This is a genomic window from Pseudomonas sp. NBRC 111123 (assembly GCF_001320205.1).
GTDB classification, from domain to species: domain Bacteria; phylum Pseudomonadota; class Gammaproteobacteria; order Pseudomonadales; family Pseudomonadaceae; genus Aquipseudomonas; species Aquipseudomonas putida_J.
Window position 1 is genome coordinate 52,277 of record NZ_BCAZ01000015.1, and the last position, 25,083, is coordinate 77,359.

Consider the following 25,083-nt stretch of genomic DNA (forward strand, 5'->3'; position numbering starts at 1 on the left):
CGCTTGTGCACGATGGAGACCGCAGGGGCTCATATGACTTTCACCGCGCGGCCAATGAACTTCACCGGGCCCGTTGGCGCACCGGTCGGGGAGCCGCCCGCTTTCTCAAGGGTCAGCTCGAACAGCTGATTCGGCTCAAGCGCAGGCAAGCGCCTCAGCGGCACGCGGTACTGTTCGCCCGGTTTGACCAACCCCAGCGAAACAGGTGCGCGCCACTGCTCGCCCTTGGTCCAGAACTGCAAGGTCATGCCTTCGGGCACATCGTCCACGCCAAGCGGGATCAGTTCGATCATGCTCGCATCGTTGGCTTGCACTACCCACCCCGGGGCCTGCCCCGACGGCGCTACCAGCACCACCATATAGGTGGTCACAGGCGGAGCCTTGGTCAACAGCGCCAAGGCCAGAAGCAAGCTCGCGGCCAACCCCGCAGCGCTCAAGCCCTGCCAGAGTCCAAGCCGCTGCCACCAGCCAGCGCGTGGTTGCCCGGACGGTTGAGCCTCTTCAAGGCTGCGCTCGATCCGGCCCCACAAGCGGTGGCTTGGCGTGATGGGTTCAGCCTGCGTGGTCAGTTCGAGCAGGCGGGCCTCCCAGGCATCCACTGCGGCGCGTACGGCCGGCTCCGATTTCAACCGGTCCTGCATGGCAGCACGCTGCTCGCCACTCAAGGTACCCAGCACGTACTCGGCTGCTAGGTCGTCCAGGTCTTCGGCGCTGTCATCACCTGGGGTACGCTTCATGTCATGCACTCCCGCAGGGCCTTCAGGCTTCGCTTGATCCATGCCTTCACGGTGCCTAGCGGCGCACCCAGCAGCGCTGCGATTTCGGCATTGCTGCAACCGTCCACATACGCATGCAGGATGCAACGCTGGGGGGCGGGTTGCAGTTGCTCAAGGCAGCGATAGATTTTCGCCGAGCCTGACCACAGTTGCAGGTCGTCCAGCTCCGGGGCCAGGGTTACAGCCGCGATCATGCCAGGCTCGTCCAGGTCGGTTTCCCAGCGGCCGTCACGCACCAAGTTCAGCGCCAGGTGACGGGTAATGCTGTAGACCCAGCCCCGGGCTGAACCGCGCGATGGGTCATAGCTGGCAGCACGTGTCCAGATACGCACAAAGGCATCGTGAACGATGTCCTCCGCGCTCGCCTGGTCGCGCGCGATGCGCCGTGCGACGCCCAGCAAACGTGCCCCCTCATGCTCATAGAGCGCCTGCAAGGCGCGGCGGTCTCCTTGGGCACAAGCGGCAAGACAGCCCTCGAAATCAAATGGAACAACGGGCGAATTCAAAATGGGGTAGTTCCTTCATCATGAAACCTGGACGGTGCCCTGCCTTACAGGCCTGGGGCACGTCCAGCAGCGTAGATGATCAATCGCTGGCCTGCCGCTCAAGCCCTCGTCACTTGGCCGACCAGAACACGTAGTCCGCCTGGTACTTGACTACTTGTTGCGCGCCTTTGCTCTGCGCCGTGCAGTCCATGGCAGGCGCTACGCCACCGCGCGTCGCCAGCCGCTGGATGTAGCTGACCCCTTGCATCGCGCCCTTGCCCTCGGCAGGGTTGGCCTTGACCAGTTGATACGGGATATCGCCTTTGGCCGCCGGGGCGACGGCAAGCTGGGTGCCGGTCACTTTCGAACCGTCCTTGGCCTGCCAGGTGGCCGGAGGACCAAAATAGTCACCTACAGGCTTGCCGCTGCGATCGTTGAGCACCGCCTTGGGACCGACGAAAACCCATTCGGTCTGGCCTGGCGCATTGGCCTTGTCGCGGCATTGGTAGGTGATCTCACCGACACCAACGGTTTCCAGCATGATGGCGTGGCCGTCGGGAACCTTGACTGCGTCCGGGACGCCCGACTGGGCATGGGCGGGTGCAGACGCAAGTACAAGGCAGGCGGCGAGCAGGGAGAAAGCGGGCTTGATGATCATGGGGCGAGCTCCGTGGGGGTCATGGGTCAGGCAATCACCGACTGCCTGATAACAACTACCCATTGGGTGCCGTTCTGGATGCACTGGCGCAAAGATATTTTTGCGTGCGCCAGGTCGTCGACGCCGTTTGCGATATCCCGCACCGGTGGACCATCTACCTCAGCGTGCTTTGTCGGACAGAGTTCGGCGAGCGGTACAACAAGTCGATCGAGGTCGCACCGCAAGGCAACTACCGCGCCGAGCACCTGACCGACGTGATCGAGGCGACCTACACAGAGCTGCCGGCCACGGCCAACCCTAATCACCTGGTGGCGGCCGGCTGGATCGCCATCCCCACCGACACAACGCTCGACGAGGCAGAGGCCGCCAAGATCTTTGCCGCTGTCGGCGCCTGGAACCAGCAGAAAGCAGCATGAAACGCATCACCGCACGCGTCCGGCACGGCCAGCGCCAGCAACACATCAATCTGCCGCCCAGCGGCTTGGGAGGTATCCGCCATGGCGAAGACGCCAGCCCAACACAAGAAGGATCAGCGCGAGCGCGACAAGCTGTCTGCCGAGGAGCGGGAGGCACTGCTTCTGTCACGCCGCATTGTCACGGACCTCTATCACAACACTGACAACGCGCTTATGGGAAGGGAGCGGTGACCGAAACGCCGTACCTATTCCCGCCGTCGAAGAACGCTGAGTATGTAAAACAGACGTCTGACCTGCACAAACAGTGGGTGCCGGTGCTGAACGATTTGGGGATCAGACGTCGCCCCCCATACAACTGCCGCCATACCTATGCGACAATATGCTTAATGTCCGGCCTCAACCCCGCATTTATCGCCCAACAGCTGGGTCACAGCGTTCAGATGCTGCTGTCGACGTATGCCCGTTGGCTCAACTCAAGCTCCGACTGGAGCGAGCTGGAAAAACTCAAGATTGGTATCAAATCGGTATCAGCTGAAAATCCAGCGTCGTAAGTTACTGATAGGTAAGCCCTTTGATCTCCACCGCCAACATCACCATGCAGTTCGGCTCCAAGCCGCTGTTCGAAAACGTTTCGGTCAAATTCAACAACGGCAACCGCTACGGCCTGATCGGTGCCAATGGTTGCGGCAAGTCGACCTTCATGAAGATCCTCGGCGGCGACCTGGAGCCGTCCGGCGGCCAGGTCATGCTCGAGCCGAACACGCGCCTGGGTAAACTGCGCCAGGACCAGTTCGCCTACGAAGAATTCACCGTGATCGACACCGTGATCATGGGCCACGGCCAGCTGTGGAAGGTCAAGGCCGAGCGCGACCGTATCTACTCGCTGCCGGAAATGACCGAGGAAGACGGCATGGCCGTCGCCGAGCTGGAAACCGAGTTCGCCGAAATGGACGGCTATACCGCCGAATCCCGCGCGGGAGAACTGCTGCTGGGCCTGGGTATTCCGCTGGAGCAGCACTTTGGCCCGATGAGCGAAGTGGCGCCGGGCTGGAAGCTGCGGGTGCTGCTGGCCCAGGCGTTGTTCTCGGACCCGGACGTGCTGCTGCTCGACGAACCGACCAACCACCTGGACATCAACACCATCCGCTGGCTGGAAACCATTCTCACGGCGCGTAACAGCACCATGATCATCATTTCCCACGACCGGCACTTCCTCAACAGCGTGTGCACGCACATGGCTGACCTGGACTACGGTGAGCTGCGCCTGTTCCCAGGCAACTACGACGAGTACATGACCGCGGCCACCCAGTCGCGCGAGCAGCTGCTGTCGGACAACGCCAAGAAGAAAGCCCAGATCGCCGAACTGCAGACTTTCGTCAGCCGCTTCTCGGCCAACGCCTCCAAGGCCAAGCAGGCCACTTCGCGCGCCAAGCAGATCGACAAGATCCAGCTGGCCGAGGTCAAGCCTTCGAGCCGTGTCAGCCCGTTCATTCGTTTTGAACAGACCAAGAAGCTGCACCGCCAGGCGGTGGTCGTCGAGAAGATGGCCAAAGCCTTTGATGACAAGGTGCTGTTCAAGAACTTCGACATCACCGTCGAAGCAGGCGAGCGCGTCGCGATCATCGGCCCCAACGGTATCGGCAAGACCACCCTGCTGCGCACCTTGGTCGGCGAGATGACCCCGGATGCAGGTTCGGTGAAGTGGACCGACAGCGCCGAAGTGGGCTACTACGCCCAAGACCACGCCCACGATTTCGAAGACGACATGACCCTGTTCGACTGGATGGGCCAGTGGACCAGCGGTGAACAGGTCATCCGCGGCACCTTGGGGCGCATGCTGTTCTCCAACGACGAGATCCTCAAGTCGGTGAAGGTGATTTCCGGTGGTGAGCAAGGCCGCATGCTGTTCGGCAAGCTGATTCTGCAAAAGCCGAACGTGCTGGTGATGGACGAACCGACCAACCACCTGGACATGGAATCGATCGAAGCGCTTAACCTGGCGCTGGAAAACTACCCGGGCACCCTGCTGTTCGTCAGCCATGACCGCGAGTTCGTGTCGTCGCTGGCAACCCGCATCATCGAGCTGAGCGCTGATGGTGTGGTGGACTTCAGCGGGACGTACGACGATTACCTGCGTAGCCAGGGCGTCGTGGTCTGAGGTAGTTGACCTGGCCTGGCCGCCTTGTGGTGGCTGGGCCGCCCCCTTTGCGGGCAAGCCCGCGAAGAATCCACCGCCCACTCCACGGGCAACCACTCTGCGACGAATGATTCGTTAGCCTGCTTTCAATTCCTTCGCGCAGCGGCCATGATTACGGCACGCCCAACCGCCCGCCCGCGAAAGAGCCCATGACCGCGCAACAGCCCGCCCCCGCCAGCAGTACCTTCAGCATCACCCTGCAGATCCTGTCGATCGTCTTCTACACCTTCATTGCCTTCCTCTGTATCGGCCTGCCGATCGCGGTGCTGCCCAGCTATGTGCACGACCAGCTGGGCTTTGGTGCCGTGATTGCCGGGGTGACCATTGGCCTGCAATACCTCGCCACCCTGCTCAGCCGCCCCTTTGCCGGCCGTGTGGCAGATACCTTGGGGGGCAAGCAGGCGATTCGCTATGGCCTGTTTGGCATCGCCGGTTGCGGGGTGCTGACGCTGCTTTCGGCCTGGTCGCTGCAGGTGCCGCTGCTGAGCCTGGCACTGCTGCTCGGCGGCCGTGTACTGCTGGGGCTGGCCCAGGGGCTGATTGGCGTCGCGACCTTGAGCTGGGGCATCAGCCAGGTCGGCCCTGAACACACGGCACGGGTGATCTCGTGGAATGGCATTGCCTCGTACGGCGCCATCGCCATCGGTGCGCCAGTCGGTGTGCTGGCGGTCGCTGGCCTGGACTTCAGCGTGCTCGGCCCTTCCCTGCTGGTGCTGGCGGTGCTGGCCTTGCTGGTGTTGCGCAAGCGCCCGGATGTGGTGGTGACGCGCGGCGAGCGGCTGCCATTCTGGTCGGCGTTCGGCCGCGTCGCACCTTGTGGTCTGGGGCTGACCCTGGCATCCATCGGCTACGGCACCCTGACCACCTTCGTCACACTTTATTATCTGGAACGCGGCTGGGTCGGTGCAGCGTGGTGCCTGAGTGCCTTCGGCCTGTGCTTCATCATTTCGCGGCTGTTGTTCGTCAACGCGGTCAACCGCTTCGGTGGCTACAACGTGGCCATGGCCTGCATGGCCACCGAAGTACTCGGCCTGAGCCTGCTGTGGCTGGCACCCTCGCCGCCCTGGGCGCTGGTCGGTGCAGGGCTGACGGGCTTTGGCCTGTCGCTGGTGTACCCGGCACTGGGTGTCGAGGCAATCAAGCAGGTGCCAAGCAGCAGCCGCGGCGCGGGGCTGGGGGCTTATGCTGTGTTCTTCGACATGGCGCTGGCCATCGCCGGCCCGGTGATGGGCGCGGTGGCGGTGCATCTGGGCTATGCCTCGATCTTCGGCGTCGCAGCCCTGCTGGCCTTGGCCGGGGTCGGCCTGACGCTGCTAATGGCGCGGCGCGGACGTCGCGGCTGAACGCTCGGCCGGCTCTGGTGCGCCCAGGGCCTGGGTGAAGAAGGCGGCCGTGTCGCGCTGCAGCGAATGGTGGATGTGGCGCCGGTCGACGCCGTCGGCGTCCTTGCACAGGGCCGGCATGCGCGCATGCTGCTCTTCGTCACAGCGGGCCATGAACACGAAGTGCCCTGCCCCGGCCAGCAAACGGTAGTCCGGGGTGATCGGCAGCTTGCGCGCCAACTCCTCGGCGTTGCGGTCCACCGCCACCAGTTGGTCGCTGTCGCCGCTGTAGATCAGCGCGGGCACCTTCACGCCGGCCAGGGCATGGCGGCCGAACATCAGGCTCAGGGGTGCCATCAGCATCACCGCACCTACCCGTGCGTCAGCCTTGGGCGCCAGTTCGCTGCGGTCGGCAATCAGCACGCCGTGGGTCTTGCAGGCATCGGCGTCGCCCGGGCGCTCCAGGCAATAACGGCGCAGGCGATCCAGGTCGGGCTGGGCGCCGGACAAGATGAGTGCGGTTTCACCGCCGGCCGAATAACCGATCACACCGACCTTGCCGTCATTCAGATAAGGGCCAAGCAGCGTGTCCTCTCGGGCGGCGGTAATCGCCTCGCTGACCTGCAAGGGCCGACCATAAAGATTGCTCAGCGTGCCCAGCCGGCTGTGGTCACGGGCGTTGTCGCCCGGGTGCACGACCGCTACCACAACGAAGCCCTGGCGGGCCAGGGAGGTGGCCAGGTAATGCAGTGCCAGCGGGCTGCCGGTGTTGCCGTGGGACAGCACCAACAGCGGAAACTGCCCGAGCGCTACCGGGGCCTCTTCGGCGACGTCGATGGGGTAGCCGTCGATGCGGATATTGCGCGGTGTGCCGTGTGATGGGTAGAACGCCAAAGCCTGCATCGGCCTGGCATCGACCGGGTCGTCGAGGGTCATGTGGTGCAGCCCGGCCACCCAGGGCGCAGCCTCAGCCTGGGCCAACAGGCCGCCGAGCAGCAATGCCAGCAAACAGCGGGGAGTGTTCATCGGTCAGCTATCGCGCAACGAGCACCAGAATAGCGTCAGCATAGAACCGCTGCGGCCGCCGGCAGATGAAAACTGAATGAAAAAACCGGCTGGCGCACGGGGCACCAGCCGGTTTTTTGCCGCCAGGCAATCAGGCCGCAGCGAACAGCTCGTTGGCAATCTGCGCCTGGGCGGCATCGATGGCCTGGGTACGCTGTTCCGGGCCATAGGCCAGGCCGTGGGCGCGGACCACGTCCAGGTCGGTGATGCCGATGAAGCCGAGGAATACCTTGAGGAAGTCCTCATGGCCAACGCCGGTCGGCTGGCCTGCGTGCAGGCCACCGGCGGTAGAAACCAGTACCACTTTCTTGTCGCCGCACAGGCCTTCCGGGCCGGCTTCGGTGTAACGGAAGGTCTTGCCGGCTACGGCAACGCGGTCGATCCAGGCCTTGAGCTGGGTCGGCACGCTGAAGTTGTACATCGGCGCACCAATCACCACGGCGTCGGCGGCGAGGAATTCTTCCAGGGTTTCGGCGCTCAGCTTGGCTTCGAATGCCTGGGCGGCGTCGCGGGCTTCTTCCGGAGTACCGGCTGCCACCAGGGTGGCGGACGAGAAGTGGGCGATGGCGTCGGCGGCCAGGTCACGGTAAACCACTTCGATGCTCGGGTCTGCGGCTTTCCAGGCATCGACCACTTCGCGGCTCAGTTGGCGAGAGGCGGAATTGTCGCCCAGGATGCTCGAATCGATATGCAACAGTTTCATGGGACTCTCCAGTGAGTGAAGACCGCGGCGGTGGGCGATCACGATGGGGTTCATCCTACCGGGGTGTCGAATGGCTGATAAGTCGGTAAAAATGCGTTAGTTCGTCCCACTGGTGGGACAACCGATAAAAATTGATCCGTGTATAGTCACGCCCACAACGCTCTACCTTCCCGGAAATACCCGTCATGGCCGTCGCCACTCCACCTGACCTCGCCAGTGCGCAACACCCGATCCAACCACTGGCCCGTACCTACCCACGAGGCCTGGTAATCGAGCCCCACCTGCATGATTGGGGGCAGTTGCTGTATGCCGAAAGCGGCGTCATGTGGGTCGACACGCCAAGAGCAGCCCTGCTGGTACCGCCCCATCGAGCCGTCTGGATCCCCCCGCAGCTCCATCACGGCATTCGTGTGGTGTCCGACCTCGAGATGCGCAACATCTACCTGCGCGAAGAGCTGGCCATCCGCATCGGCAGCGAGCTCTCGGTCGTGGAAGTCAGCCCATTGCTGCGCGAACTGATCAGGCGCAGGGTCAGCCTGGGGCCTGAAACCGACGAAAGCTACCGGGATGCGCTGGAGGGTTTGCTGGTGATCGAACTGCGGCGCGCCCGCAGCGCATCGCTGCAGGTGCCCATGCCTGCCAATGGCGATCGACGGTTGCGCAGCCTGTGCGAAAACGTCTTGCGCACGCCCTCGCTGGACCTGTCGTTCGAACAGCATGCCCAGGCCATCGGCGCCAGCACCCGAACATTGGCCCGGCTGTTCAACGTGGAACTTGGCCTGGGCTTCACCGAGTGGCGACGCCAGGTACAACTCGCCTACGCGTCTGCGCGGTTGCTCGATGGCGCCGCAGTGAGTGCGGTCGCTGACGAACTGGGCTTCAACCTGGGCAGCTTCAGCGAGATGTTCCGGCGCTCGGTAGGGGTCGCACCTTCCGTCTACGCCACCCACCATCTGCAGCGTTCAAGCCAGACTGTCTGATACGCGTAACTATCTGGCAGGCACGTCAAAACGGCCCACCTTAAGCTGGGACGCATCATCCACTTGAGGTAACGCATCATGAAGGCTCTGCAGTTCACGGCTACCGGCAGCATCGACCACCTGGCGCTGGTCGATCTACCTACCCCCGTTGCCGCTGCCGATGAGGTTCTGGTCCGGGTCAAGGCTGCAGGCCTCAATCCCAGCGATGTGAAGAATGTCCTTGGGCGCTTCCCCTACACCACGCTGCCTCGCGTCCCTGGGCGGGACTTCGCCGGCATTGTCGAGCAGGGCCCGGCTGACATGATCGGCCAGGCCATATGGGGTACGGGCAGAGGCCCTGGCTTCCTGCGCGATGGCTCCCATGCCGAGTTCCTCACCCTGCCGGCAAGCGGCGTGGCATTGAAGCCGAACAGCCTGTCGTTCGCCCAGGCGGCGGCTATCGGCGTACCGTTCACCACCGCCTACGACGCGGTCGAGCGCACCGGCATCAAGGCGGGTACGACCTTCCTCGTCATGGGTGCAAATGGCGCCGTAGGCACGGCGGCGCTGGCCCTGGCGAAAGTCCGTGGGGCACGGGTACTGGCCGCCGTGCGCAGGCCAGAGCAGGCCGCGGCCCTTGAAGCCAAGGGCTACCCGGCGATCGTCCTCGATTCTGCTGAATCGTTGGGCGCACAGGTGGCTGAAGTGTTCCCGGGCGGTGCTCAAGTGGTGTTCGATACCACCGGGTTCTGGCTGCCGGCATCGGTATCCGCGCTGGCCAATTTCGGGCGTATCGCGATCATTGCCGCCCCCGTGGACGGCATGGTCAATTTCCCGGCACTGGCGCTGTACCGCAAGGGTGGCGTACTGGTGGGCGTGAACTCCCTGCTGTATGACACCACCCAGTGCGCGGCAATGCTCAAGGACTTCGGCCATTATTTCGACGAGGGTTCATTGCCGGCACCAGAAGGTGTTCGGGAAGTCGCGCTGGTTGATGGCATCGCCGAATACAAGGCGGTTGAAGGGGGGAGCAGCGACAAGACCGTGCTGATTCCCTGACACCCACTGCAGACCCGCCGGATCACTTCCCGCGGGTCGTTTACCCTTGCACACCAGCACACATCGGACTCAGGCATAATGGCGCCCTATTCCCCTAAGGTCGGTCGAAAGTGCCCATTGGTGATCCCCGCAATTTGAGTGACCTCTTCTATTTCGCAAAGGTCGTGGAAGCCGGTGGTTTCGCTGCGGCAGGTCGCCTGCTCGGCATTCCGAAATCAAGGTTGTCCAGACGTATTGCAGAGCTGGAGGAGCGGCTTGGCGCCCGCCTGCTTCAGCGAACCACGCGTAAGTTGCAACTCACCGCACTGGGCGAACGCTATCTGCGCCACTGCCAGGCGATGCTGCTCGAGGCAGAACAAGCCGATGAAGTGATCGCCAGCGCGACCAGCGAGCCACGCGGCCCACTGCGGGTAAGCAGCCCTATCGGCCTGGCCAATCAGTTTCTCAATCCCCTGGTGCGGGACTTCCTTACGCGATACCCGCACGTCCAGCTTGAGCTGCTGCTGGTCAATCGCCGCGTCGACCTTATCAATGAGGGGATCGATGTCGCACTTCGCGTGCGCGAAGCAGAGGACGAAGAACCCAACCTGGTCACCAAGCGATTGCGCGAGGCCCGCACGGAAGTTGTAGCATCACCCGAATTCAAGGCGTCTCACCTCGTCGCACACCCCAAAGAGCTGACGGCGCTGCCTTTCCTGGGTGCACTGGACGCCGATCGGCTCGCCAGAATGCGCGTGTTCAACGAAGCCGGCGAGCGCTGCGAAATCGCCATGCCGGCCCGCCTGGGTGTGGAAGATTTTGTCATGCGCAAGGAGGCGGCGATGGCCGGCCTGGGCTTCACGGTGTTGCCGTTGATGCATTGTGAAAGCGAGCTTGCCAGCGGGGCGCTGGTGCGCATGCTGCCCGACTGGCGCTGCGCGCCTGCCTGGCTCCAGGCAGTCTACCCGCACCGGCGTGGTGTTTTACCAGCTGTCCGGGCCTGGCTGGATCACCTTGAGCATGCATTCGATCTTTGTGCTGACCGGCCCCTGTAAAGGAGAACGTCATGTCCTGGCAGAAAATGACCGAAGAGCAGGTGGCAGCGTTCTGCCTGAGCCTGCCAGGTGCGCGGGAAGACTACAAATGGGGCGGCATCCGGGTATTTTCCGTGGCCGGCAACAAGATGTTCGCAGTGCTCGACCTGGCTGGGGCGGGGTTGTCGTTCAAGGTCGCCGACGAACTGTTTCTGGGCTACTGCGACCGCCCTGGCGTGCGGCCGGCGCCTTATCTGGCCCGTGCCAAATGGATCAGCATGGAGCCGCCCTACCCCATGGGCCGGGATGAACTGTGCGACCTGCTGCAGCGCTCGCACCAGCTGGTGGTGCGGCGGCTGCCGAAACGGCTGCAGGCAGGCCTGCTGAGCTGATCAGTTGAACGGCAGGAACCGGCTGCCCAGGAACAGGTAGTCGAGCCAGAACACCTGGTGCAGCAGCACGATGCCCCAGAACACCAGCTGGTAAGACAATTTGCGTGTCTTGTGCCGCAACAGCTGCTGAGCGACCAGCGCGCCGGGCCAGCCCCCCAGCAACTCGCTGGCATGCAGCACCTTTTCTGGCGTGCGCCAGGCATTGCCCTGGGCCTGACGCTTGTCGTGCCAGTACAACAGCAGGCTGATCAGGCTGACCAAGGGGTACAACGCCAACGGCACCCAGGTCTGCCCATTCCAGCCCATCTGCGCCGCACCTAGCCCCGGCAACAGGCACAGCACACCCAGCAGAACCAATTTCAGGCGCGCATTGCGCACGCCCTCTGTACGTTCTGCGCCGCGTGGCGCCGCTCCCTGTGCGCGCGCCATGTCAGCTGTGCGCCGTCGACCAGTCGACCCAGCCGAACTGCCAGGTCGCCAGAATCAGCAGACCAAAGACGATGCGGTACCAGGCAAAAGCCGCGTAGCTGTGGTTGGCAATGAACTTCAGCAGCGCGCGCACGGCGATCATGGCGAAGATGAACGAGGTCACGAAACCGATGGCAAATACCGGCAGGTCGCTTGGCTCGAACAGGTGGCGGTACTTGTAGCCCGAATACACCGCCGCACCGACCATGGTCGGCATCGCCAGGAAGAACGAGAACTCGGTGGCTGCCTTGCGCGACAGGCCGAACAGCAGGCCGCCGATGATGGTGGAGCCAGAGCGCGAGGTACCCGGGATCATCGCCAGGCACTGCACGAAACCGATCTTCAGGGCATGGGTCCAGCGCATGTCGTCGACATGGTCGACCGCCACGGTGTGCTGGCGACGCTCGGCCCAGAGCATGATCACGCCACCGATCACCAGCGCCGTGGCCACGGTGATCGGGTTGAACAGGTATTCGTGAATCAAATCGGCGAACAGCACGCCCAGGACCACCGCCGGCATGAACGCCAGCAACAGGTTACCGGTAAAGCGCCGTGCCTTCGGCTGGCTGGCCAGGCCGAACACTACTTCAAGGATCTTGCCGCGAAACTCCCACACGACCGCCAAGATTGCCGCCAGCTGAATGATGATGTTGAACGCCATGGCCCGTTCGCCACCAAAGCCGATCAGGTCGGCAACGATGATCTGGTGGCCGGTACTGGAAATCGGCAGAAACTCTGTGAGCCCCTCGACCACACCTAAGATGATTGCCTGGAAGGCAGTCCAAAAATCCATTATTCCCCCGATGAAGCACTGCTGCTGCAGGCCCCTTATTCTTGGTTTGCTTGTGATTGCCGCACGCGGCGCGGCCTTTTTACAGCGACTTCTGGGACCGGCGCCAGTGGAAAAGTTCAGCCTGGCTAAAGGTTTCATCCAACACGGCCGAGATCCTATCAAAGCGGCATGGCAAAGGCTCGTGCGGCCTGTGGCAGAGTAGCCAATTACTAGCACTTAGCCATTAGTCGAGTGCCTGCCGCCTGCAAAGCGTGCTTGGATGCACGTGAATAAAAAGAACAATGCAGGAGTGGATTCGATGAAGGCATTGCGGTCGATGTCGATCAGCAGGCGTCTGTGGCTGATTCTGGTGGTTGCGGTGGGCATGCTGGTGGTGCTCGGCCTGTTGATGCTGCGCCAGATCCATGGCGACCTGTATCACGCCAAGGCGGAAAAGACCCGCCACGTGGTGCAGACCGCCGCTGGCGTGCTGGCCTACTACCACGGCCTGGAGGCTGCCGGCACGCTCAGCCGCGAGGCCGCGCAGCAGCAGGCGCTGCAAGTGGTGCAGGCGCTGCGCTACGACCAGAACGACTATTTCTGGATCAACGACCTGGGGCCGAAGATGATCATGCATCCGGCCAACCCCAAGCTCGACGGCCAGGACCTTTCCGCGATCCGCGACCCGGACGGCTTCGCCGTGTTCAACGAGATGGTTGCCCTCGCCCGCAGCCAGGGCGCCGGCCCGGTCGACTACCGCTGGCCCAAGCCGGGCGCCAGCGAGCCGGTGGCCAAGACCTCCTATATCCAGCTATTCAAGCCCTGGGGCTGGATCATCGGCTCTGGCGTCTACGTCGACGATGTGCAGGCCGAATTCGCCCGCCAGCTACGTGATGCCTCGCTGCTCGGCCTGGCCATCGCCGTACTGATGGCCCTGGTGGTCATGCTCATCGCCCGCAGCATTGCCCGCCCCCTGCAAGAAGCCGTGCAGGCCATGGGCAACATCGCCAGCGGCGAAAGCGACCTGACCCGTCGCCTGGACACCCACGGCCGCGACGAGATCACCCACCTGGGCCAGCACTTCAACCAGTTCAACGGCAAGCTGCAGGGGGTGGTCGGCCAACTCCAGGGCGCCGCCCATGCCCTGGCGCAGTCGGCCGGGCACGTCGGCGACAATGCTGGCGCCGCACAGCAGCACAGCGCGCGGCAGTCGATGCAGATGGACCAAGTGGCAACAGCCGTCAACGAAGTCACCTATGCCGTGCAGGATGTGGCCAAGACGGCCGAACAGGCCGCCGGTGAGATGCGCGCCGCGCAACAGCAAGTGGAGCATGGCCAGCAGGCCATCCACGGCAGCCTGCAGCAGATCGACCGCCTCTCGGCAACCATCGAGCAGGCCGTGCAGGTGGTCCGTGATCTGGCCGGGCACAGCACGAAGATTGGCGGGGTGCTTGAGGTGATCCGCGCCATCGCCGAGCAGACCAACCTGCTCGCCCTCAACGCCGCCATCGAGGCCGCACGCGCTGGCGAACAGGGCCGTGGCTTTGCTGTCGTCGCCGACGAGGTACGCCTGCTGGCGCAACGCACCGCGCAATCGACTGCCGAAATCAACACCATGATCGAGCACCTGCAAGGCCAGTCCGATGCGGCTGTCAAAGCCATCGACACCAGCAGCGAGGCCTCGCGCCAGACTGTGCAACAAGCCCGCGAGGCCGGTTCCAGCCTGGATGCCATCAGCCAGGCGCTGCACAACCTCACCGCCCTTAACGCCTCGATCGCCAGCGCCACCTTGCAGCAGTCGCACGTGGTCGAGGAAATCAACCGCAATGTGCTGGACACTGCGGGGCTTTCGCAGCAGACCGCCGATGCTGCGCGCCAGTCAAGCGACGCCGGCGTGGCCCTGGGGCAACTGAGCGAGGAGCTGGAACAACTGCTGCGCCAGTTCCGGGTCTGAACCGGGTGTGATCAGCAGCCCGTGCGCCGCCAGCCCGGCGAATGGGCTGGCGCCGCTTGCGCGCTACACCTCCTGCCCCGCACAAGCTACAATCGCCGCCCTTTGCCAACCAAGGATCGCCGATGTCCGGCCTTGAACTCATCGCCGCCGTGCTCGGCGTCACCGCCGTGTGGCTCACCGTCAAACAGAACGCCTGGTGCTGGCCGATCGGCCTGGTCATGGTGCTTATCTATGGCTGGCTGTTCTACGAGGTGAAGCTTTACTCGGGCATGTTGCTGCAGCTGGCCTACGCCGTACTGCAGGTATATGGCTGGTGGCAGTGGAAGCGCCCGGACCGGGTCGAAGACGCTCGCCAGGTCTCACGCCTGCCAACCCGGTCGCTGTTCGGCGGGTTGGCGGCTGGGCTGGTGCTGAGCGCGGCGCTAGGGGCAGCGATGGCCGGCTGGACCGATGCTGCCCTGCCCTGGCTGGATGCCACGTTGACCGGCTTCAGCCTGGTCGCGCAACTGTGGATGGCGCATAAGCGTGTGCAATGCTGGCCGCTCTGGGTCGTGGTGGATGTGGTCTATGTTGGCCAATACCTGCACCAGCAGCTGTATTTCACGGCCGGCTTCTTTGCCGTGTTGACCCTGATCGCGGTGCGCGGCTGGCTGGAATGGCGCCGTGACCCAGCTTTGGTGCAAGCATGAAGGTCCTTGTCCTGTGCGGCCCGGAATCCAGCGGCAAGAGCTGGCTCAGCGGCGAAATCCAGGCGCATTTCGGCGGTATCGTGGTAGGCGAGTACGTGCGCCATTTCATCGACCAGGAATGCCGCGACACCTGCTATGCCGATGTGCCCACCATCGCCCGCGGCCAGCTGGCCTGGGAAGACCAGGCTCGCCAGCAGGCACCTGAACTGCTGATCCTCGATACCCATCTGCTCAGCAACATACTGTGGAGCCGCGCCCTGTTCGACGCTTGCCCGCCCTGGCTGGAACAGGCTTTGCTCGCCCGTCGTTACGACCTGCACCTGCTGCTCAGCCCGCAAGCGGTGGGCTGGGTCGCCGATGGCCAGCGCAGCCAGCCAGATATTGCCGACCGCCAGGTGTTTTTCGACGACAGCCACCAGTGGCTGAAGAGCCATGGGCAAATCATGCGGGTCATCGAGGGTGACTGGCCGCAACGCAGCGCAACCGCCCTGCTTGCGGTACAGCAACTGTTGGAAGGGAAACCCCCCTACTGCCCCACCGAGTGTTAACCCCATGACACACCCGGGTGAAGCCAAGCCCCCGTATCTGCGGGCTTCCAGCCATTTGTGGGGGCAGTGTCAAGATTGTGAGACATTCGTGGAAAAGCCCCTTCGAGCACCGCAAATGCCGGGCCAAACGCCGAATCACTGAAAATTTGTCTCAGCCCTGATACAGCAAATTCACAATTAATTCAGGCAATTCGTTCAACCCTCTGATTTATAACAACTATCAAAAACCGGCACGGCTTTCGCTCTCCTCTTTCGCAACGCTGAACAAGACCAGCGCTCGAAGAAGGAGTAGCCGTCATGGGGAAACTGGATAGAGGCATCTTTAGCCTGCTGCTGGTCGGTTGTGCACTGGGATCGGCGCTACCGGTACAGGCCGACAACGGCATCATCGTGATCACCCGGGATGTTCAGCCAAGAATGGCGATTCGCGCGCCCCTGGCGCCGGACCCCAACCCCACCACCGCCAATGCCAACCCTTCCGCATACGTCATCAAGCAAACCAACGAATTGAGTGATGGCGATTTTGCCAGCATCACCAGCGGCACCGGCATTTCTTCGCTGATCACCCAGCAGACCGACAACCTTGGCGGCGCCATCGGCAACCAGACGCAGCTGGCGAACCAGGCTGCCGGCCGTGGCACAGGTTCGGGCAGCGGCATTGCCAACATGGTCAACTCGAGCGTCCAGCGCGGTCTTGCCCCCCTGCAGATCCTCACGGGAGGCAAATGAGATGAGGCAGACGCTGTTTATCCTGGCGCTGTTGAGCAGTGCCTCGGCGCTGGCGCAATCGCCGGTTCCGGTGATCAACGACGCCAACATCGACAGTTCCGGCGCACAGTACCAAGGCAACTTCAGCGTCAACCAGGCCGCTGGCGATGGCCAGCAACAAGCCAACGCCCGGGCCATCGCCACGGGCCACGAGGCGGCTGCAACCACGCAGATCCGCCAACGCCAGCAATCCATCGTCGACCCCAACATGGGCGCCACTGCCAGTATCCAGGGCAGTGCGTTCAGCCATGGCAGCGGCGCACTGGGCGTCAACCAGAGTGCAGGCGCGGCGACCCAGCAGGCCAACGCCCTGCGCATCAGCATCAGTACACAACCGCAAAGCATCGATGACAGCGTCCTTCTGCAACAGAACGTGGCGCTGATCAACAGCTCCGATCCATCTGATACCTCACCCGGCTATCGCCATGTCACCACTGGTGACCAGGCATTCACCGGTAGCCGCGGGGTCATCCAGCTGAATCAGAGCGCCGGGGTGGGCAACCAGACGGCAAACACCCTGAGCGTACGGGTCGCGAACTGACCCTGCAGGTACCAGGTAAGAACAACACTTAACCTAAAGACGGAGAAACACCATGAAACCCTCGATGGCAATCAAGCCTCTGGTTTTCGCAATTGCTGCGGTCATGGCTGTTGCTGCACAAGCGGATCAGAACAATCGTCGCGGTCACGACAATCACAACAACCACACACCACCGGCACGCGCGGTGATGACCGATGCCACTGCCAACGCAAATGATGGGCAGAGAAGCACGGGTAACACCATCAACAATCAAGGCACCATCAACGAAGCCGAGATGAGCAGCTCCGGCACTGGCGCCAGTGGCAACGTGGGCGTCAACGTGGCGGCAGGTAACGGTAACCAGCAGGCCAACGCCTCGGCTATCGCCAATACCTCGTCCGATAACGCGGCGATCGATAACAGCTTCGTCTTTGGCACCTCCACTGCCACGGCCGAGATTACCCAGCGCAGCAACAACAACAAGGTCAACAACTGGTCGACCCAAAGCTCCGCCGTCATGAGCGGCTCTGCCGAAGGCAGCAGCGGCAACGTGGGTATCAACATTGCTGGCGGCGATCTCAACCAGCAGAAAAACAGCATGGCCATCGCCAACAACGCAGCAGCTATCGGTAATTCCACCGCTACTGCTTCGGCCAATCAGAACGGCCCTGGCCTTGAGGTGAACAACGCTGCCGACCGCACCTACCGGGTCGACACGCTGACCTTCACCACCTCCTCGAGCGGTTCGGCCTCGCGCAGCGGCGCATTCGACGCCAGCGTCGACAAGAGCTCCAGCTCGAGCTACAGCGCATCGGGTAGCAACAGCAGCAGCGCCAGCGGCAGCAAAAGCAGCAGCGCCAGCGGATCGACCAGCATGACCGCCAGCGGCTCCAACAGCAGCAACTCCAGTGGCAGCAACAGCATGAGCGCCAGTGGTTCGAACAACTACGCTGCCAACGGAAACGCCAGCAACAACCACAGCTCCTCGTCCAATACCACGGTTAGCGCATCGCTCGATGCCAGCGCCAATGGCAGCGCATCGTCGTCGCAAACCTTCGGCAACTTCACTCGCTCGCGCAGCAACGACTTCGATGCATCGCTCAGCGCTTCGCTGGATGCATCGGTCGACAAGTCGCATGAGTCGGCCAGCAACTCGTCGTTCGACAAGTCGCTGAGCTCGTCCTTCGACAGGGCCCGTGACTCTTCGTATGACCGTAGCCATGACTCGTCCTATGACAAGGCTCGCGACACGTCCTACGAGAAGGCCAACGAATCGGCATGGGAAAAAGCCAATGCCTCGGCCTACGACAAAGCCGGCGAAAAAGCTTCGCAATCGTCGGACAGCATCTCGAAGAGCTTCAGCGAGTCTAGCGAGTATGCCCTGAGCAACACCGTGTCGTTCCAAGTGCTGACCCCGACCGGCTGGGCCAACCCTGTGACCAACACCGCCACCCTGAGTGGCTCGGTGAACGGTGGCAGCGGCAACCTGGGCGTGAACGTGGCGGCAGGTGTGGGCAACCAGCAAAGCAACTCGCTGGCCATCTCCAACACCTCGATGTAACTGCTGCGCTCTGGAGGCTCCCTGCGGGGAGCCTCTTTCTAACAAGAAAAAGGCAGGGGGCGTCGACCATGCGCATTATCGCCTTAGCATTTCTGCTGTGCATCGCCAGTGTCAGCGAAGCTTCGCAGATGCCGTTGTCCGTGCTGCCAGGTGGTGCAGTGATCTACAAACCGATCCAGAGTATTCGCGAACGCAAGTTCGCCGACCTGGTACAGCAGAAAACCGATTTCAGCTGTGGCGCGGCATCGCTTGCGACCATCCTGCGCCAGGCCTACTGGCTGGACGTGGATGAGCACCAGGTGATCGAAGGCATGCTCGCCCACGCCAACGAGGACCTGGTCCGTACCCAAGGGTTCTCCATGCTCGACATGAAGAAATATGTGGAAAGCCTGGGCATGCGCGCACGCGGTTACAAGGTAGCCCCTGACACACTGCACAGCATCCGCATTCCGGTGGTCGTACTGATGGACATCCGCGGCTACAAACATTTCGTGGTCATGCAGAAAGTCGACAGAGGTTGGGTCTACATCGGCGACCCGGTGCTGGGCCACAAACGCTTCAAACTCGATGACTTCGTCAAAGGCTGGAACGGCATCATCTTCGCCGTGATCGGCCAGGGTTACGACAAGAGCAACATCCTCCTCGACCCGCCGCTGCCGCTGAGCGCCAAGAACCGCGTCAGCAACTTCACCCCGGTTCAGGACGCGGAATTGATGGACTTCGGTTTCATTCAAAGCGACTTCTTCTAATGACCTTCTTTCAGTGAAGCAGGGCGAGACGCTCCGGGAGCACTCCATGAAGACTTCCCTCTGGCTGGCAGTGATTTGCCTCGCCGCCAGCCTGCCAACCCAGGCAGAAACGTTCAAACCAATCGAATTGAAGGACCAGGACCTGGCCAACCTGCGCGGCCGTTACGTGATGCCTGGGCGGATCGTGAGCTTTGGCATCGTCATGACCAGCACCTGGCAGAACGCCAACGGCGAAGTGATTGGCGCAACGTCGGCGATGCAAATCCAGCAATCGACCATCAAGCCGCAGTTCTATGTGTCGATGATCGATGAAAAAGGCTCTGGCAACGCGCAGACCAGTAGCACCGGTACCGGCACCGTCACCGGCGGCAGCGGGCTCAACACCACGCAGGGCGTGACCCAGGTGGTACGTGCGGCTGGCGACTTCAACGCGGCCAACAACAATGTCGACATCAATGTCACCAAGGGCAACGAGGCGCCAGCCAGCCAGCCGCAAGGGCAAGCCCTGGCGGCAGGCTCGACACTGACCGGGAGCAATGGCGCAGGCTCGATGAGCGTGTCGTCGACGAGCGCTGGCGTGCAGATGAATATCGTCGCCAACGGCAACCAGGGCAATTCGGCGCAAAGCCTGGGCCAGGGTGGGCTGATGCAGAACACCACCCTGTTGGGCGTCAGCAACCGCGTCAGCAACCTGACATCGCTGAATGTGGTGCTGCGTGACAATGCGCCGATGACAGGTTCGATGGGCACCAATCTCGACCAGCTGAAAGGCCTTCGCAATCTCGGATACTGATCTACGCTCAAGTCTCATCGTATGTAGTCAGAAGGGACGGCTAATCCATGCACCGTTTGTTGACGTTCAGAGCTATCGTTTGCATTACTTCATTGGCTCCGGCCACTCTGCTACAGGCGGCAACCGACCCTCAGGTCGAAGCACTCAAACAAGAACTGATTGCGCTGAAAGAGCGCTACGAAGCCCAACAGAACGCATTGATGGTGCTGGAACAACGGCTCAAACAGGTCGAAGAAGCACCGGCCCAGCCCGCGCCCAAGCGCCTCACCAAGTCGCCTGCGGAGGGGGTAAAAGGCGGCCAGACCGTGGCCACCGGCACGCCAGGCAGCAGCGGCAGCTCCTATGGGCAGTCGCTGCAGGACAACTCGGAACCGGCGCAGAGCGTGTCCAACCTGTATGACGAAGCGAGCGGCTTCTTCGGTGGCGGCAAGTTCAGCGTCGAAACCGGGGTCACCTACACCCATTACGATACCCGCGCACTGACCCTGAACGGGTTCCTGGCCCTGGACTCGATTTTCCTGGGCAACATCAATATCGACCGCATCAAGGCCGATAACTGGACCCTGGACCTGACCGCGCGCTACAACGTCGACCAACGTTGGCAATTCGACATCAACGTGCCCATCGTCTACCGCGAGTCCACCTACTCTTCCGGTGGCGCAGGCGGGGCCGCCGGGGTCACGTCCGATGCGTCGGTCACGCGTGACCCGACCATCGGCGACGTCAACTTCGGCATTGCCTACAAGTTCCTCGATGAAAACGAAATCTGGCCTGATGCGGTGGCCACGCTGCGCGTCAAGGCGCCCACGGGCAAGGACCCCTATGGCATCAAGCTGATACAAAGCACGGGCAACGACAACCTGGCGGTCCCGGAAGACCTGCCCACCGGCAATGGTGTGTGGTCGATCTCGCCAGGGCTTTCGCTGGTCAAGACGTTCGACCCGGCTGTGTTGTTCGCCAGCCTGCAATACACCTACAACATGCAGGATTCGTTCAGCGACATCAGCCCGCAGGTAAACACCAAGGTGCCGGGCGACGTGAAACTGGGTGATTCCTGGCAGGTCGGCGGCGGTATCGCATTCGCCCTGAACGAGAAGATGAGCATGTCGTTCTCGGTCACCGACCAGTTCTCCAGGAAGAGCAAGATCAAACCTGACGGGGGGGACTGGCAGTCGATTACCAACAGCGACTACAACGCCGCCAACTTCAACGTCGGCCTGACCTTTGCCGCTACCAACAACCTGACAATCGTGCCGAACTTGTCGATTGGCCTGACAGAAGATGCGCCGGACTTTTCCTTCAGCCTGAAATTCCCGTACTACTTCTGACAACCGGGGCGCAGCGCGCCCCCCAATTGGTTACCAACCTTGTAGCCAACGGCTTTCCTGGTATCGGCCTGTTATCATCGCGCACAAATGTGTGACGATTTCATGGCAAAAAGGAAAGTTTTCGTGAAGAACCTGCAAGGCCCACCACGCACCCGGCTTCTCGCCCTGGCAACACTGGTGCTGGTGATCCCCCTGGTCATGCGTGCCCTGTTGGGCTGGTCCAGCCCGTATGGCTACCTGTCTGACCTGGCACTGGGCAGCCTGCTGGTGCTCCTGTTGCAGCGCCGCCCCTGGTGGCTCGCGTTGCCGGTGCTGCTGGCCTGGGCCGCACTGTGGGTGGCGTCGGCCGAACTGGTCAGCGCCGTTGGCAGGTTGCCGAACAGCGCCGACCTGGCCTACCTCTTCGACCCGCAATTCATGGAAAACTCCACTGGCGGCGGCCTGGCCCATGCCTGGCTGCCCGCGTTGCTGGCGGGCGGCCTGCTGGTCTGGCTGGCCACTGCCTGGCGCAGCCGCAGGCAACCCGGCGCGAAACTCGCGCGCAGGGCCTGGGCCATCCCGGCGCTGCTGTTCGCTGCACACTGGGGCAGCCAGCACCTGGCATCCAGCGATGCGGACCAATGGCACCAGTACAACCTGTCCCATCAGTTGCTGTCTGCCGCCGCCGGCGACCTGCAACGTCACGTCCAGCACTGGGCGGGCCAGGCCCCCACGATCACGCCGCTGCCAAGTGCCGGCCTGACCCAGCATGACCTGAGCGGGCAAAAACTGCTGGCGGCACCAGGCCACGCTCGCAACCTGCTGGTCATCACCCTCGAAGGCATTCCTGGCGCCTATGTGCGCCCTAACCGCGAGGCCTTGCACAGCCGTTTCGACGAAGACCTGATGCCAAAGCTCAGCCAATGGGCCGAGCGTGGCATGAACACCCCGGATTACGTGTTGCACACGCACCAGACCATCCGCGGCCTGTACGCGATGCTGTGCGGTGACTACGACAAGCTGGCCAACGGCACGCCAAAGGGTGTCGAGTTGCTCACCCAGCACCAGCGCAATCAGGCGTGCCTGCCGGCACAGCTACGCCAGGCCGGCTTCAGCACCCACTACCTGCAAGGCGCCGGCCTGCGCTTCATGGCCAAGGACCGGATCATGCCGCATATCGGCTTCGACACGGTTAACGGGCTGGAGTGGTTCAGCAACAAGAACTACCTGGAGTTCCCGTGGGGCAAGGATGATCGGGCGTTCTTCGAAGGGGCGCTGGATTATGTCGGGCAGTTGCGCCAGCAGGACCGCCCCTGGATGCTCACCTTGCTGACCGTGGGCACCCACCAGCCCTACTCCGCCCCGGATGACTACCTGCAGCGTTACGACACCGCCAAGCAAGCGGCGGTCGCCTACCTGGATGATGCGATCGGCGCGTTCCTCGACAACCTCGAACGCCAGGGCGTGCTCAAGGACACACTTGTGGTGGTGACCTCGGATGAATCCCACGGTATCGATGGCGTGCGCCTGGCCTCGTCCTGGGGTTTCAACCTGACCCTGGCACCGGAGCAGGCACAACTGCCACGCATCAAGCACGGGACCTACGGCCACATCGACCTGGCCACCTCCCTGCTCGACTACTTTGCCCTGCCAATCCCGGTCGCGCTCGGCGGGCGCTCGCTTTACCGCGATTACGACAGCGGCCGTGAGATGATTTCCTACACCAACGGCATGCTGCGCTACCACGATGGCAAGGGCGTCTTCACCGAATGCGATTTCCAGCAGCGCTGCCGCCGCTACGACAGCCCAGGCTTCATCGCCGACCAGGCCCGGTACCTCGGCACCGGCGACAGCAACCTCGGCGCTCAGATCGGCGCACTGGCCGGCGTGCTTGACCAGTCCCTGCTGCAAACCCCGCTCAACCTGCGCTATCAGTTCGGCGGCCCGTCCGCCATCCAATTGCAGGCACGCATCCGCGACGACTGGGCCGACAACCTGATCGGCGCACAGTACCTGGAAATGCCCGAGGGCTCGCACACGCGTGTACGGGTCAAGGTGCGTGCGCTCGACCCGCAGCACGCCGCCTATATCCAGCTCAAGGCCAAGGAGCTGGAGCAGGATGTGCCACTGGGGTTGCCCGAGGAGATCCAGGTAACAGCCGACAAACCGCTGGAAATGGAATTCGGCTTTGATAACCCGACCATGCGCAAGGCGTTTTCCTTCCACCTGCTCGGTTATGGCGGCGGCGAAGTCGAGGTCAGTGATTTCAGCGTGATTACCGCGCTACCCGGCGAAGAAGAACCGCTGGAAGACTTGTCCGACGGGCATATCGTCCAATCCAGCTGATCAGCGAATCTGGTGCTTGTGCAGCAGCCGGTAGAACGTCGGCCGCGATACCCCAAGCACCTTCGCGGCAATGCTCATGTTGTTGCTGTGCCGGCCCAATACATCGCACAGCGCCTGGCGTTCGGCCCTGTGCTTGTAGTCTTCCAGGGTGCCCAGCGGCTGTTCTTCCTGCTCCAGGCCCTGCAGGCCAAGGTCCTGGGCCTCGATCTGGCGCCCTTCGGCCAGCACCAGCCCGCGCCTTACCCGGTTGGCCAGCTCACGCACATTGCCAGGCCAGTTGTGGCGCCCCATCGCTGCCAGCGCGTTATCACTGAATGACCGCGGTCTGCGGCCTGTTTCAAGGCTATAAAAATGCGAAAAGTGGTTGGCCAGCATCGACAGGTCGCCATGCCGGTCACGCAGTGGCGCAGTGATTACCTGCAGCACGTTGAGCCGGTAGTACAGATCTTCACGGAAACGCCCATGCTCAATGGCCTTCTCCAGGTCCATATGGGTTGCCGCCAGTACCCGCACGTCGACCGGTATCGGCTGGCTCCCACCCACCCGCTCAATGTGCTTTTCTTGCAGGAACCGCAGCAAGTTAGCCTGCAACTCCAGGGGCAGGTCGCCAATTTCGTCGAGGAACAAGGTCCCTCCATGGGCCGCCTCGATACGCCCGACCTTGCGCTGGTGGGCACCGGTAAAGGCACCTTTCTCATGACCAAACAGCTCGGACTGGATCAGGTTTTCAGGTATCGCCCCACAATTGATGGCGACGAACGGCATTTCGCTGCGCTGTGATTGCCGGTGCAACGTGCGCGCCACCAACTCCTTGCCCGTACCGCTCTCACCACGGATGAGCACCGGGGACTCGGTCGGTGCCAGTTTGCCGAGCAATTTACGCAATTCCAGGATCGGGCGGCTGTCACCCAGCAGTTCGTGTTCCAGCCCATCGACCCTCACCGCGCCCTTGCCGCGCAGGCGGGCCATACCAAAAGCCCGCCCAAGCGTCACCAGCACGCGGGAAAAGTCGAACGGCAAGGTATGAAAGTCGAAAAACCACTCGCAGACAAAGTCACCGACATTCTGCATGCGCAACTGCTCGGCATTGAGCACGGCGATCCACTCGGTATTGCTGCGCTTGATCATGTCCTTGACCGCGTCCGGATGCCGCAGGTGGGATGCCTGCAGGCGCAACAGGCCTATATCGCATCGGTGCTCCAGGGCCAGGTCCAGGCTACAGCTGTTAACTTCCCAGCCCGCACTCTCCAGGCCGGGTAACAGACGGTGGCAATCATCGCAGGGGTCGACGATGAGCAAGCGACGAAGAGCGGCAGTCTCGTGCATGACCGTTCCTTGGCGCCAATTGTTGGTTTTTTACGTGAAAACAGTAAGTTGCGGCGCCGAATTAACAGTAGCAACGAACTTGACGCTGCTCACGACCGTCTGTCTGCCGGGTTCTATCCGCCCGAACCCGCTCGGGAATTTTCCAGATTTAATGGCGTCACAGGCGGCGCAGGGAAACAAAAAATCTGTAACCCGCAAAAAATTTACATTATCTGTGTGACTCCACCCCTAACTTGG

Annotated in this window: 26 protein-coding genes and 2 pseudogenes; 20 read left to right on the forward strand and 8 right to left on the reverse strand. The window is 62.4% G+C overall.

The window, feature by feature from the left end; translation table 11 throughout:
- Nucleotides 1–29: 29 nt before the first annotated feature.
- From APH27_RS10305 to APH27_RS10315, 3 genes are all read right to left on the reverse strand, one after another.
- Nucleotides 30–737, reverse strand: a complete 708-nt coding sequence (locus APH27_RS10305) for an anti-sigma factor domain-containing protein (protein ID WP_027919185.1) — start codon at nt 735–737, stop codon at nt 30–32.
- Nucleotides 734–1,282 (reverse strand): sigma-70 family RNA polymerase sigma factor, encoded by a 549-nt coding sequence (locus APH27_RS10310; protein ID WP_027919184.1) that lies wholly within the window; start codon nt 1,280–1,282, stop codon nt 734–736. The genes APH27_RS10305 and APH27_RS10310 overlap by 4 nt, the downstream gene beginning before the upstream one ends.
- Before the next feature lie 109 nt (nt 1,283–1,391).
- Nucleotides 1,392–1,919, reverse strand: coding sequence for a DUF3455 domain-containing protein (locus APH27_RS10315; protein ID WP_027919183.1), 528 nt, complete (start codon nt 1,917–1,919; stop codon nt 1,392–1,394).
- Between the two features lie 98 nt (nt 1,920–2,017).
- Here APH27_RS10315 and APH27_RS10320 point away from each other — a divergent pair.
- The 5 genes and pseudogenes from APH27_RS10320 to APH27_RS10330 all read left to right on the forward strand — a co-directional run.
- Nucleotides 2,018–2,335: pseudogene (locus tag APH27_RS10320) on the forward strand (hypothetical protein); the annotation flags it as partial.
- An 81-nt stretch (nt 2,336–2,416) separates the two neighbouring features.
- Nucleotides 2,417–2,566, forward strand: a complete 150-nt coding sequence (locus APH27_RS26380; RefSeq protein ID WP_156335870.1) for a hypothetical protein — start codon at nt 2,417–2,419, stop codon at nt 2,564–2,566.
- Nucleotides 2,539–2,886 (forward strand): annotated as a pseudogene (locus APH27_RS25825) (site-specific integrase); the annotation flags it as partial. The gene APH27_RS26380 and the pseudogene APH27_RS25825, both read left to right, overlap by 28 nt.
- Before the next feature lie 20 nt (nt 2,887–2,906).
- On the forward strand, nt 2,907–4,493 hold the full coding sequence (locus tag APH27_RS10325; RefSeq protein WP_027919182.1) for an ABC-F family ATPase: 1,587 nt from the start codon (nt 2,907–2,909) through the stop codon (nt 4,491–4,493).
- A 188-nt stretch (nt 4,494–4,681) separates the two neighbouring features.
- Complete coding sequence (locus APH27_RS10330) at nt 4,682–5,875, forward strand: MFS transporter (RefSeq protein ID WP_060484725.1); 1,194 nt, start codon at nt 4,682–4,684, stop codon at nt 5,873–5,875.
- On the opposite strand, the gene APH27_RS10335 is transcribed toward APH27_RS10330, so the two are convergent.
- Both APH27_RS10335 and APH27_RS10340 read right to left on the reverse strand, forming a co-directional pair.
- Complete coding sequence (locus APH27_RS10335) at nt 5,846–6,880, reverse strand: dienelactone hydrolase (protein ID WP_060484726.1); 1,035 nt, start codon at nt 6,878–6,880, stop codon at nt 5,846–5,848. The genes APH27_RS10330 and APH27_RS10335 overlap by 30 nt on opposite strands.
- A gap of 130 nt (nt 6,881–7,010) precedes the next feature.
- Nucleotides 7,011–7,622, reverse strand: a complete 612-nt coding sequence (locus APH27_RS10340; RefSeq protein ID WP_027919179.1) for an FMN-dependent NADH-azoreductase — start codon at nt 7,620–7,622, stop codon at nt 7,011–7,013.
- 185 nt (nt 7,623–7,807) lie between these two features.
- On the opposite strand from APH27_RS10340, the gene APH27_RS10345 reads away from it, so the two are divergent.
- The 4 genes from APH27_RS10345 to APH27_RS10360 all read left to right on the forward strand — a co-directional run bounded on the left by APH27_RS10345 (nt 7,808) and on the right by APH27_RS10360 (nt 11,045).
- Complete coding sequence (locus APH27_RS10345; protein ID WP_060484727.1) at nt 7,808–8,602, forward strand: helix-turn-helix transcriptional regulator; 795 nt, start codon at nt 7,808–7,810, stop codon at nt 8,600–8,602.
- Between the two features lie 78 nt (nt 8,603–8,680).
- Entirely contained in the window at nt 8,681–9,640 is a 960-nt protein-coding gene (locus APH27_RS10350; RefSeq protein ID WP_060484728.1) for a zinc-binding alcohol dehydrogenase family protein, read from the forward strand.
- A 110-nt stretch (nt 9,641–9,750) separates the two neighbouring features.
- Nucleotides 9,751–10,674, forward strand: coding sequence for a LysR substrate-binding domain-containing protein (locus APH27_RS10355; protein WP_060484729.1), 924 nt, complete (start codon nt 9,751–9,753; stop codon nt 10,672–10,674).
- Between the two features lie 11 nt (nt 10,675–10,685).
- Nucleotides 10,686–11,045 (forward strand): MmcQ/YjbR family DNA-binding protein, encoded by a 360-nt coding sequence (locus tag APH27_RS10360; protein WP_060484730.1) that lies wholly within the window; start codon nt 10,686–10,688, stop codon nt 11,043–11,045.
- Here APH27_RS10360 and APH27_RS10365 read toward each other — a convergent pair whose 3' ends face one another.
- Nucleotides 11,046–11,474 carry a DUF1294 domain-containing protein gene (locus APH27_RS10365; protein WP_060484731.1) on the reverse strand — a complete coding sequence of 143 codons (429 nt, stop codon included), beginning with the start codon at nt 11,472–11,474 and terminating at the stop codon, nt 11,046–11,048.
- A gap of 1 nt (nt 11,475) precedes the next feature.
- Nucleotides 11,476–12,306, reverse strand: coding sequence for an undecaprenyl-diphosphate phosphatase (locus APH27_RS10370; protein WP_060484732.1), 831 nt, complete (start codon nt 12,304–12,306; stop codon nt 11,476–11,478).
- Nucleotides 12,307–12,604: 298 nt separating this feature from the next.
- On the opposite strand from APH27_RS10370, the gene APH27_RS10375 reads away from it, so the two are divergent.
- The 10 genes from APH27_RS10375 (at nt 12,605) to APH27_RS10420 (ending at nt 23,520) form a co-directional block, all read left to right on the forward strand.
- Nucleotides 12,605–14,239, forward strand: a complete 1,635-nt coding sequence (locus tag APH27_RS10375; RefSeq protein WP_060484733.1) for a methyl-accepting chemotaxis protein — start codon at nt 12,605–12,607, stop codon at nt 14,237–14,239.
- Between the two features lie 122 nt (nt 14,240–14,361).
- Nucleotides 14,362–14,928 (forward strand): nicotinamide riboside transporter PnuC, encoded by a 567-nt coding sequence (gene pnuC, locus APH27_RS10380; protein WP_060484734.1) that lies wholly within the window; start codon nt 14,362–14,364, stop codon nt 14,926–14,928.
- On the forward strand, nt 14,925–15,476 hold the full coding sequence (locus tag APH27_RS10385) for an AAA family ATPase (protein ID WP_060484735.1): 552 nt from the start codon (nt 14,925–14,927) through the stop codon (nt 15,474–15,476). The genes pnuC and APH27_RS10385 overlap by 4 nt, the downstream gene beginning before the upstream one ends.
- A gap of 297 nt (nt 15,477–15,773) precedes the next feature.
- The gene (locus APH27_RS10390; protein WP_027919320.1) at nt 15,774–16,205 is read left to right on the forward strand and encodes a hypothetical protein; all 432 of its coding nucleotides are present in this window, start codon (nt 15,774–15,776) and stop codon (nt 16,203–16,205) included.
- A gap of 1 nt (nt 16,206) precedes the next feature.
- Nucleotides 16,207–16,785 (forward strand): hypothetical protein, encoded by a 579-nt coding sequence (locus tag APH27_RS10395; RefSeq protein ID WP_027919319.1) that lies wholly within the window; start codon nt 16,207–16,209, stop codon nt 16,783–16,785.
- Between the two features lie 52 nt (nt 16,786–16,837).
- Nucleotides 16,838–18,325 carry a hypothetical protein gene (locus APH27_RS10400; protein ID WP_060484736.1) on the forward strand — a complete coding sequence of 496 codons (1,488 nt, stop codon included), beginning with the start codon at nt 16,838–16,840 and terminating at the stop codon, nt 18,323–18,325.
- Between the two features lie 68 nt (nt 18,326–18,393).
- Entirely contained in the window at nt 18,394–19,074 is a 681-nt protein-coding gene (locus tag APH27_RS10405) for a C39 family peptidase (RefSeq protein WP_027919317.1), read from the forward strand.
- Nucleotides 19,075–19,120: 46 nt separating this feature from the next.
- Nucleotides 19,121–19,867, forward strand: a complete 747-nt coding sequence (locus APH27_RS10410) for a hypothetical protein (protein WP_060484737.1) — start codon at nt 19,121–19,123, stop codon at nt 19,865–19,867.
- A 47-nt stretch (nt 19,868–19,914) separates the two neighbouring features.
- Nucleotides 19,915–21,195: a transporter gene (locus tag APH27_RS10415; protein WP_060484738.1), complete on the forward strand. Its 1,281-nt coding sequence runs from the start codon at nt 19,915–19,917 to the stop codon at nt 21,193–21,195.
- 123 nt (nt 21,196–21,318) lie between these two features.
- A complete protein-coding gene (locus APH27_RS10420; protein ID WP_060484739.1) occupies nt 21,319–23,520 on the forward strand; it encodes an LTA synthase family protein in 2,202 nt (733 codons plus the stop codon).
- Here APH27_RS10420 and APH27_RS10425 read toward each other — a convergent pair whose 3' ends face one another.
- Entirely contained in the window at nt 23,521–24,846 is a 1,326-nt protein-coding gene (locus APH27_RS10425; protein ID WP_060484740.1) for a sigma-54 dependent transcriptional regulator, read from the reverse strand.
- Here APH27_RS10425 and APH27_RS26385 point away from each other — a divergent pair.
- Complete coding sequence (locus APH27_RS26385; protein ID WP_156335871.1) at nt 24,845–25,066, forward strand: hypothetical protein; 222 nt, start codon at nt 24,845–24,847, stop codon at nt 25,064–25,066. The genes APH27_RS10425 and APH27_RS26385 overlap by 2 nt on opposite strands.
- The last annotated feature ends 17 nt before the right edge of the window (nt 25,067–25,083 follow it).

What these genes read in the sequence shown, in the direction of transcription:
- APH27_RS10350 (WP_060484728.1), top strand. Translation starts at nt 8,681, where the DNA reads ATGAAGGCTCTGCAGTTCACGGCTACCGGCAGCATCGACCACCTGGCG.
- APH27_RS10340 (WP_027919179.1), bottom strand. Translation starts at nt 7,622, where the DNA reads ATGAAACTGTTGCATATCGATTCGAGCATCCTGGGCGACAATTCCGCC.
- APH27_RS10365 (WP_060484731.1), bottom strand. Translation starts at nt 11,474, where the DNA reads ATGGCGCGCGCACAGGGAGCGGCGCCACGCGGCGCAGAACGTACAGAG.
- APH27_RS10335 (WP_060484726.1), bottom strand. Translation starts at nt 6,880, where the DNA reads ATGAACACTCCCCGCTGTTTGCTGGCATTGCTGCTCGGCGGCCTGTTG.
- APH27_RS10425 (WP_060484740.1), bottom strand. Translation starts at nt 24,846, where the DNA reads ATGCACGAGACTGCCGCTCTTCGTCGCTTGCTCATCGTCGACCCCTGC.
- APH27_RS10395 (WP_027919319.1), top strand. Translation starts at nt 16,207, where the DNA reads ATGAGGCAGACGCTGTTTATCCTGGCGCTGTTGAGCAGTGCCTCGGCG.
- APH27_RS10330 (WP_060484725.1), top strand. Translation starts at nt 4,682, where the DNA reads ATGACCGCGCAACAGCCCGCCCCCGCCAGCAGTACCTTCAGCATCACC.
- APH27_RS10345 (WP_060484727.1), top strand. Translation starts at nt 7,808, where the DNA reads ATGGCCGTCGCCACTCCACCTGACCTCGCCAGTGCGCAACACCCGATC.
- APH27_RS10360 (WP_060484730.1), top strand. Translation starts at nt 10,686, where the DNA reads ATGTCCTGGCAGAAAATGACCGAAGAGCAGGTGGCAGCGTTCTGCCTG.
- APH27_RS10390 (WP_027919320.1), top strand. Translation starts at nt 15,774, where the DNA reads ATGGGGAAACTGGATAGAGGCATCTTTAGCCTGCTGCTGGTCGGTTGT.
- APH27_RS10410 (WP_060484737.1), top strand. Translation starts at nt 19,121, where the DNA reads ATGAAGACTTCCCTCTGGCTGGCAGTGATTTGCCTCGCCGCCAGCCTG.
- APH27_RS26380 (WP_156335870.1), top strand. Translation starts at nt 2,417, where the DNA reads ATGGCGAAGACGCCAGCCCAACACAAGAAGGATCAGCGCGAGCGCGAC.
- APH27_RS10370 (WP_060484732.1), bottom strand. Translation starts at nt 12,306, where the DNA reads ATGGATTTTTGGACTGCCTTCCAGGCAATCATCTTAGGTGTGGTCGAG.
- APH27_RS10415 (WP_060484738.1), top strand. Translation starts at nt 19,915, where the DNA reads ATGCACCGTTTGTTGACGTTCAGAGCTATCGTTTGCATTACTTCATTG.
- pnuC (WP_060484734.1), top strand. Translation starts at nt 14,362, where the DNA reads ATGTCCGGCCTTGAACTCATCGCCGCCGTGCTCGGCGTCACCGCCGTG.
- APH27_RS10405 (WP_027919317.1), top strand. Translation starts at nt 18,394, where the DNA reads ATGCGCATTATCGCCTTAGCATTTCTGCTGTGCATCGCCAGTGTCAGC.
- APH27_RS26385 (WP_156335871.1), top strand. Translation starts at nt 24,845, where the DNA reads ATGACCGTTCCTTGGCGCCAATTGTTGGTTTTTTACGTGAAAACAGTA.
- APH27_RS10400 (WP_060484736.1), top strand. Translation starts at nt 16,838, where the DNA reads ATGAAACCCTCGATGGCAATCAAGCCTCTGGTTTTCGCAATTGCTGCG.
- APH27_RS10305 (WP_027919185.1), bottom strand. Translation starts at nt 737, where the DNA reads ATGAAGCGTACCCCAGGTGATGACAGCGCCGAAGACCTGGACGACCTA.
- APH27_RS10315 (WP_027919183.1), bottom strand. Translation starts at nt 1,919, where the DNA reads ATGATCATCAAGCCCGCTTTCTCCCTGCTCGCCGCCTGCCTTGTACTT.
- APH27_RS10385 (WP_060484735.1), top strand. Translation starts at nt 14,925, where the DNA reads ATGAAGGTCCTTGTCCTGTGCGGCCCGGAATCCAGCGGCAAGAGCTGG.
- APH27_RS10375 (WP_060484733.1), top strand. Translation starts at nt 12,605, where the DNA reads ATGAAGGCATTGCGGTCGATGTCGATCAGCAGGCGTCTGTGGCTGATT.